Origin of the sequence: Trichococcus flocculiformis (genome assembly GCF_900113645.1) — a bacterium.
GTDB lineage: Bacteria > Bacillota > Bacilli > Lactobacillales > Aerococcaceae > Trichococcus > Trichococcus flocculiformis.
Genome location: NZ_FOQC01000079.1, coordinates 1 through 7,058 on the forward strand (window position 1 = coordinate 1; position 7,058 = coordinate 7,058).

General features: G+C 36.0%; 5 protein-coding genes and 1 pseudogene. 1 reads left to right on the top strand and 5 read right to left on the bottom strand.

All coding sequences use genetic code 11. From position 1 onward, the window contains the following. The coding region (locus BMZ71_RS14135) for a transposase (protein WP_143071458.1) at window positions 1–293 on the top strand (293 nt) is incomplete at its 5' end. An 838-nt stretch (window positions 294–1,131) separates the two neighbouring features. Here the strand turns inward: BMZ71_RS14135 and BMZ71_RS14140 are convergent. The 5 genes and pseudogenes from BMZ71_RS14140 to BMZ71_RS14160 form a co-directional block, all read right to left on the bottom strand. Further along, window positions 1,132–1,743 carry an AAA family ATPase gene (locus tag BMZ71_RS14140; RefSeq protein WP_086990869.1) on the bottom strand — a complete coding sequence of 204 codons (612 nt, stop codon included), beginning with the start codon at window positions 1,741–1,743 and terminating at the stop codon, window positions 1,132–1,134. A 7-nt stretch (window positions 1,744–1,750) separates the two neighbouring features. Then, a pseudogene (locus BMZ71_RS14145) lies at window positions 1,751–2,350 on the bottom strand (class II fructose-bisphosphate aldolase); the annotation flags it as partial. A 241-nt stretch (window positions 2,351–2,591) separates the two neighbouring features. Next, window positions 2,592–3,362 carry a MurR/RpiR family transcriptional regulator gene (locus tag BMZ71_RS14150; RefSeq protein WP_086990868.1) on the bottom strand — a complete coding sequence of 257 codons (771 nt, stop codon included), beginning with the start codon at window positions 3,360–3,362 and terminating at the stop codon, window positions 2,592–2,594. 79 nt (window positions 3,363–3,441) lie between these two features. Continuing rightward, entirely contained in the window at window positions 3,442–4,779 is a 1,338-nt protein-coding gene (locus BMZ71_RS14155) for a 6-phospho-alpha-glucosidase (protein WP_086990866.1), read from the bottom strand. Window positions 4,780–4,803: 24 nt separating this feature from the next. Continuing rightward, complete coding sequence (locus BMZ71_RS14160) at window positions 4,804–6,369, bottom strand: PTS transporter subunit EIIC (RefSeq protein WP_086990863.1); 1,566 nt, start codon at window positions 6,367–6,369, stop codon at window positions 4,804–4,806. Between the last annotated feature and the right edge of the window lie 689 nt (window positions 6,370–7,058).

Consider the following 7,058-nt stretch of genomic DNA (forward strand, 5'->3'; position numbering starts at 1 on the left):
TCGGAATCCGATTATCCGGCCCGTCGCTCGGCAGGCCCAAGAAGGATCAGAAGATTGACAAAAAACAAGAATACAGCGACAACTGCGATCGAGTAGAGGTCGAGAGAGGCTTCAGCCTGGCGAAAAGAAAGTTCGGGCTCAGGCTTATTCGAACACGCTTTGAAGAGACCAGTCTCTGTGTGATTGCTTTATCCATCCTTACAATGAACCTGTCCAAGGTTTCATTGCGCATTTTTTTGACTTTCATCCAATGGATGAGCTCCCCTAGAATTGAACCTCTAATGAAGCCGTAAGCTAAAAATAGGGATTTATTCAGCAGGCATTAAATAGATACCTACATGTATTAATCTTCTTAGAGGGTTCCTACCCTATCGGCAGTTCCGCCATCATCTTGGTACTTTTATCAGATATTCTCAAACTGTAACAGCTATCAGGTGGCTCCATAATTCTTTCTTTGGTCATTCAAAAGGCCTGCTTTAAACCATTTTTTGGTTTAGGGCGAGCCCTTTTGTTTTGCTTTTTCTGTTCTAATTTATCTGTCGGCAATCCGTTCTTAGCTCACATACACATTCGTGTTCTACCTTTCGTTTGCCGTTGATTTTTTCGGATTGTCAGATATCCTCTTTCAATCAATTTTTTTCTGATGCTTCCTGAATCGGTCCTCGCACATGCTGAGATCCTTGCTGATTTCGCCCACCGTGGGGGAGCTTGTGTCCTCGCCCCTGATGCATGAGGTAAAGTATGCATAGATCACCCTCAGCTCGGTCGTCAGATTCCAATTACTTATCGCCATTCTCAGAATGATGCCACGACTCATCGAAAGTACATTTATCTATTTTTCCATCTTATTCATCATTTACCCTACTTACCTATAGTAGGTTTAGATATTATCGCTACAATGAATGTGAATTGATTTTTAGTCTCTACTTAAATATAGGTGGTAGAGATATTGAGGGTGTATCCCCAAAAATTATTCTATCCAAAGTTGCAAAATGAGATTATTGTAATAAGTACTTCTATAAATCTACAAATGATAATAGGATAGAATTTTAAATATACAACCAAATAAAAACAAACGTTAAAGACACATACAATTAATGTCTTTAACGTCTGTTAATTGATTCAATTATACTATTCACTGGTAAAGCTTCTCAATTTTTCCAACAACTCAGAGTAATCTACCTTAGAAAAATCAGATACATCATACTCATACAACTCGCCTAACGAAAACTCGTTGTATTGTCGCGCTTCAATAATATTCCTGAATGCTTCCTCTGTAATCAGACTGTCTGCTTTTGAGCGATCCTCCAGTGTATCGCCAAAATGATAGTTCGACATGATGTGACTCAAATGCCGATCCTTTTCGATGTCCCGCACTTTTCTTCTGGCCCATAAAGCATCAAAGTCGGCCACTAGTCTAATTGTTATCACTTTATATGAATATTTGTTTGCTAAACTTTCTAGGTTGGAGCGTTGCTTATTGGAGAACGGATATTCCGATAAAATAAATCGTTTGCCTGCGCCCATATACAGATCTAATACCCCGTAATAGAACTCCCAAACCCTTTTTTCCAGCTGAGCCTTCTCCTCTAGGCTATCAAACCCTACCGAATCAGCGAACATCTCCTTGCCTTCATCCGGAGTAAGGATGAACATATCCGGCAGCACTTCTTTTATCAGATTGATTAAGTAACTTTTTCCTGTTGCTGGACTCCCTGCGATTAAAATAAGATACTTATCCATTTGAAGCCTAGCCTATCTTTAATGGACTATCTACATTCATAAATAATCCAATTTTATGTTTTACAATCTCTTTCACTTTCATGTTTGCAGGGATAACATTGTGTCTGAGTGATTTGTTTAGTTCAGTGGTGCTGAAGCAGTCTTTTGCCTCTTTGTTCCAGTTAACAAGCAATTCAGTACCTACATTAAATTTGCGGATGCCGTTGTTGATCAGCTCTGGATAATCTTCTTCCTTTACGCCGGTACCGCCATGGATGACTAAAGGCACATCAACTACAGCATTGATTTCTTTAAGCAATGGAATATTAACATCGGTTTTGGATTTGAATTGGCCGTGGTTCGTTCCGATTGCGATGGCTAAAGCATCCACACCCGTTTTTTCAACAAACTCAATGGCATCCTCTGGTTTCGTGTACACTTTATCATTTTCTGCAACCGAGATGCCTTCTTCTGTACCGCCGATCGTTCCCAGTTCGCCTTCTACAGAAACGCCATGGGCATGGGCATATTCCACGACGGCTCTTGTCTTCGCGATGTTCTCTTTGAACGGCAAATGCGAACCGTCATACATCACGCTTGAAAAGCCTGCATCAATAGCTGCCTTGATTGGTAAAATGTTCTTCATTTCTAAGCTGTTCAATTAACATTTTTTACCCTCCTCAGTAATAACTATGGCTAACATAACTACTTAGAATGAGTAGTCAATCCAATTTCTTAATACTATATTTTATATTTGAAATAAGTCAAATTTAGAACAACTACGCAATCAAAATTTAGGTGAAGCCGTTATTTCAACCCGAATAAAAAAAACGACGAATACATCGTCGTTTCATAAGATAAATAATTGTTTAAGAGGATTCTTTGCGTTTATAATCCATATATCCAAAAGCAAAAGCTTCAATTAAAACAAAAAACGAAGAGGCTGTCTGTAGCCACCAATCTTTAGGTAAGGGACTGCGACTAGTTGTAGCATACAAGTTAAAATCTGATTTTCCAGATAACCAATTATTCTGTAAACTGGTAATTGAGACAATTTTGCTTTTAACAAGTTCTAATTGATGAATGATAGATTCTAACTGATTATTTTCTCCAGATAATGATAAAACAAAAACGATATCTTTTTCAGTTAGTCTCTCAAGGATTCTTCTGAACTCGTTGGAGTTACCATTTCCAGGAATGATTTGCAGAGGTTTACCAATCAAAAGAAATAATCGTTGTAATTCTGCTGCCTGATTTTTTTGTGTAATCCCTGTTGTAATGACGTAGATATTATCTACAGAATCAATAATTTGATAAATTGGGAGCCAGTTGCGGTCTTTCAAGATGTTTAATAAACGTTCTATGTCTTTAATTACTTGATTAGTAAAAGTTATTTGCTCATCAAAACGTTCTTCATGATCTTGCCATTTAATGAAATTTCTAAGTTCGGTGAATCCAGTAAACCCTAATTTCTGTGAAAAGCGTATAACTGAAGACTTTGAGGACAAACTATTTCTAGCAAATTCAAGTGTACTCATAGTGGGAATTATATCGATATTTTCCATGATATAATTACACATTAACAACTCTGTTTCGTTTAAATCAGCATAATGTTCGTTTACTAAATCTGTAAAGCGCATAATAGTACTCATCCTATCTCAAATAAAATTCTTATAGTATCTTATCCATTTTTATAACATACTTTCAGATAGAAGACTATTAACTTAATGTTGGCCACCACTCTTGATTTGCTTCAATTAGCTCATCTAAAATTTGTTTTGCGACTTTAGCTGAAGGAACTGTTTTTGATAGAGTCAATGCTTGCCATAATTTTTGATAAGATTTTTGTTCATAAGCATCTACTACTAATTTTTCAACTGCTACTTGTTGTTCAATCATTCCTTTTTGGAAATGAGGAATTTTACCCATACATAGTGGTTCATAACCACGTTTACTTACAATACAAGGCACTTCAACCATCGCATCATCATCTAAATTAGCAATTGCTCCGTCATTTTTTACAATTAATAGCATACGTTCGTAGGTATTGTAAGCTAATGCTGCTGCTAAATGTACAATAAACTCTGCATGTTCGCCAGCTTCAATAGTAGTATCTTTTGCTGATTGATTGTCTGCGACCCTCTTGCATTCAGCAAATACATTTTTTTCACGATTATCCATTACTTCATTTGCCCGAGTATAATCAGGATTGGCATGAGAAACTACATAATCGGAGTATAAGTAGTATTTTAAGTACGTATTAGGTACAGTTTCAGGATCAATTGCATAAACATCTTTTGCTTTTTGGAAAGTGTCCATCCAACTGGCTTCTTCAAGTAAAGGATTACCTTCCTCAGCAGCAGAAGCATACCCATATTTTTGTACATGCTCTTTTAATCTTGGCATTAAATCATTGCCCTCTTTGTCATACATTTCAGTCCACCAGCCGAAATGATTTAATCCATAATATCGGTCAACAATTTCAAGTTCACTATCGAGCCCAAGAATATCAGCGATTGATTTCTTAATAGCTACAGGCATATCACAAATATTAATGATTTTTGCATTTGGTCGCATACGACGTGTTGCTTCAGCAACGATTGAAGCTGGATTTGAATAGTTTAACATCCAAGCATTTGGGGAATATTTTTCCATATAGTCAATCAGCTCAATGACTCCCGGAATAGAACGCATTCCATAGGCCATTCCACCAGGTCCACAAGTTTCTTGTCCTACAACACCATATTTTAAAGGAATTTTTTCATCTTTTTCTCGCATACTTAATCCACCTACTCGGATATGAGCCATGACAAAATCAATATCTGTAAATGCTTCTTCGGGATCGGTTGTTGCAATAAATTCAATTTCTGGGGCTCTTTCTTTTACAATCACTTCGCAAGCTTTGGCAACAATCTCCTGACGTTTCTGATCATTATCGTAAAACTTCAATGTGCGTAAAGGGAATTTATCTTGATTTTCAATTAACATCATAACAATTCCCGCAGTATAAGTACTTCCGCCTCCTGCGATAACGACTGATTGTTTTTTTCTTTCCATATTTAATCCACTCCTTGATTTATATTATTCTGTAATTCCTAAGACATCGCATACTTCTTCTTTGAAAGTTTGTACACCCATACCAATAATAACTTGAATATTTTTTCCATTTTCAACGATCCCTTTTTGTTGAGAAACTTTTTCTAATATCCCTTTTTCAACTTTGTTTTCGTCTTTTACAGTAACTCTTAATCTTGTAAAACAATTTGTTACATGTTCAATGTTATTTGCACCACCTAATCCATCAATGACTAAAGCAACGTCATTAGAATTTAACAATTTTGATTGACTATTTTCTTCTACTTCTGAGGTAGTTATAACATTACCTTCAGCGGCTAATTCTAAATTCTCTCTGCCAGGAGTTTTAATATCTAATTTTCTAATCAAAAAAACAAAGATTACGAACCAAATGACACTCATAATAATTCCTACGATAATCACAATATAAAACTTGGTTACACTTGGACTAAATGCTGAATTTGATACAATGGTGTCTATCAATCCAAAGAGCATATATGTCCTTGCGCCTAATGCCCATAAAAGTGTTTCTGAGATAGCAGTTAATACGCTATGAACGAACCATAGTAGAGGCGAAACAAATAGGAAGGAGAAATCTAAAGGTTCGGTGATACCTGCTACAGATGCAACAAACATTGAAGGTAAAACCATCCCTTTTACTTCATCTTTTCTTTCTTTTTTCGCACTGTAGATGATTGCTAAAGCAACTGCAATCGAACCAAATATTTTTACAAAACCGAATGTTGCAAATCTTAAAGAGGGATCTAAGGTAGTAATTGTGCTAGCATTAGCCATTTGCGCATAAAAAATGTTTGCTGCACCACTATATACTTGCCCATTGATTTCTGCTGTACCGCCAAGTGCGGTAAAACAAAACGGCATCCATAATAGGTGATGAAGACCAGTAGGGATTAAGAAGCGATTTCCGAATGAGTACACGAATACGCCAATTAACCCTGTTGTTAAAATAAAGCCAGATAGTGATGAAATCAATCCATTGACAATTGGCCAAATATAAGACATTGTTACTGCTAAAATTAAAATGACAGGAATAAGTAACATGAACGTAAAGCGAGATTCACCATAAATACTTAAGAAATCAACAAATTTTTTATCTGAAAATTTATTGTGGAAGTAACCAACTATAGAACCAATAATCATTCCTAAAAATACATTCATATCAACAACTTGAAAACCTAAAACCATTCCTTGCCCTGTCCCAAACAATCCCATTTCTCCTGGATTAGCGATTTGATTCGTTAGAATTAACCATGCATTATTCGCTGCTAGAAAAAAAAGAAATGAAATCAAAGCGATGAGGGAGGCTTCAGCCTTTTTCTTGTTAGCTAAAGAAGAAGCGATACCTATACAAAAAATTAATGATAAATTATTCAACATGCTATCCATCATGGTTTTTATCAATGTGCCAAATGTTTGTAGAAAACTAGGCATAAATTGAAGCTGTAAAATAACTGAAAAAGCTAAGAATAAACCCATAACAGCCATGAATTTTACAGGAACGATAACAGATCGAGAAAATTTTTGCATTGCTTGACTAACATTCTCTTTCATCAAAACAACCTCCTAATTTACATTTTTTAGATACGTATCTAAAAAGTAATTTATCACATTAGTAAATCGCTTACAACGTATCGGATAGAGTATGGACTTAAGTCCATACTCTGAAACCAAATTGATGTAACGAACTTGAATTACTAGCAAGAGTTTGGTTTCAAATATTGGACTTAAGATTGTCTTTGTGAGCTGTCGTATGGCGAAATAGATCCATTTAAGATAGGATATCTGGTGGGGAAATTCAATTTGTAAAACCATTTTTTTATTTATAATAACTAAAATTACTTTTTTCATCGATACTGTCATGGTTTAGGTATCGCTTGAAAGATGATCATTTTATTCTGCTTAATTGCAATATCAAATGCATAAAAAATTTTAAAAACCTTTATAGACAGCGAATTACTCAATAATCCAGTATTACCAATGCTTTGAAGCCATTGACGGCAGGGAGTGTTTCATCCCTTACCATTTTTCAGGTGAGTTGTTGGTGGTTCTGACCCAAGTGGATAGGTTAGCTGAGTCAAGAGAAGGAGCAAAGCGGCTCTTGACTCAGCTAATCTATTCTCTTATCCTATAGAACCAACAAAACACCTTAAGCTGCTTGTAAATCGGCCAGTTCTTCCTGAAGGCGTTCTGCAGGTGTTGTATAGCCCATTATTTTTCTTGGTCTGTGGTTGATCGTATCG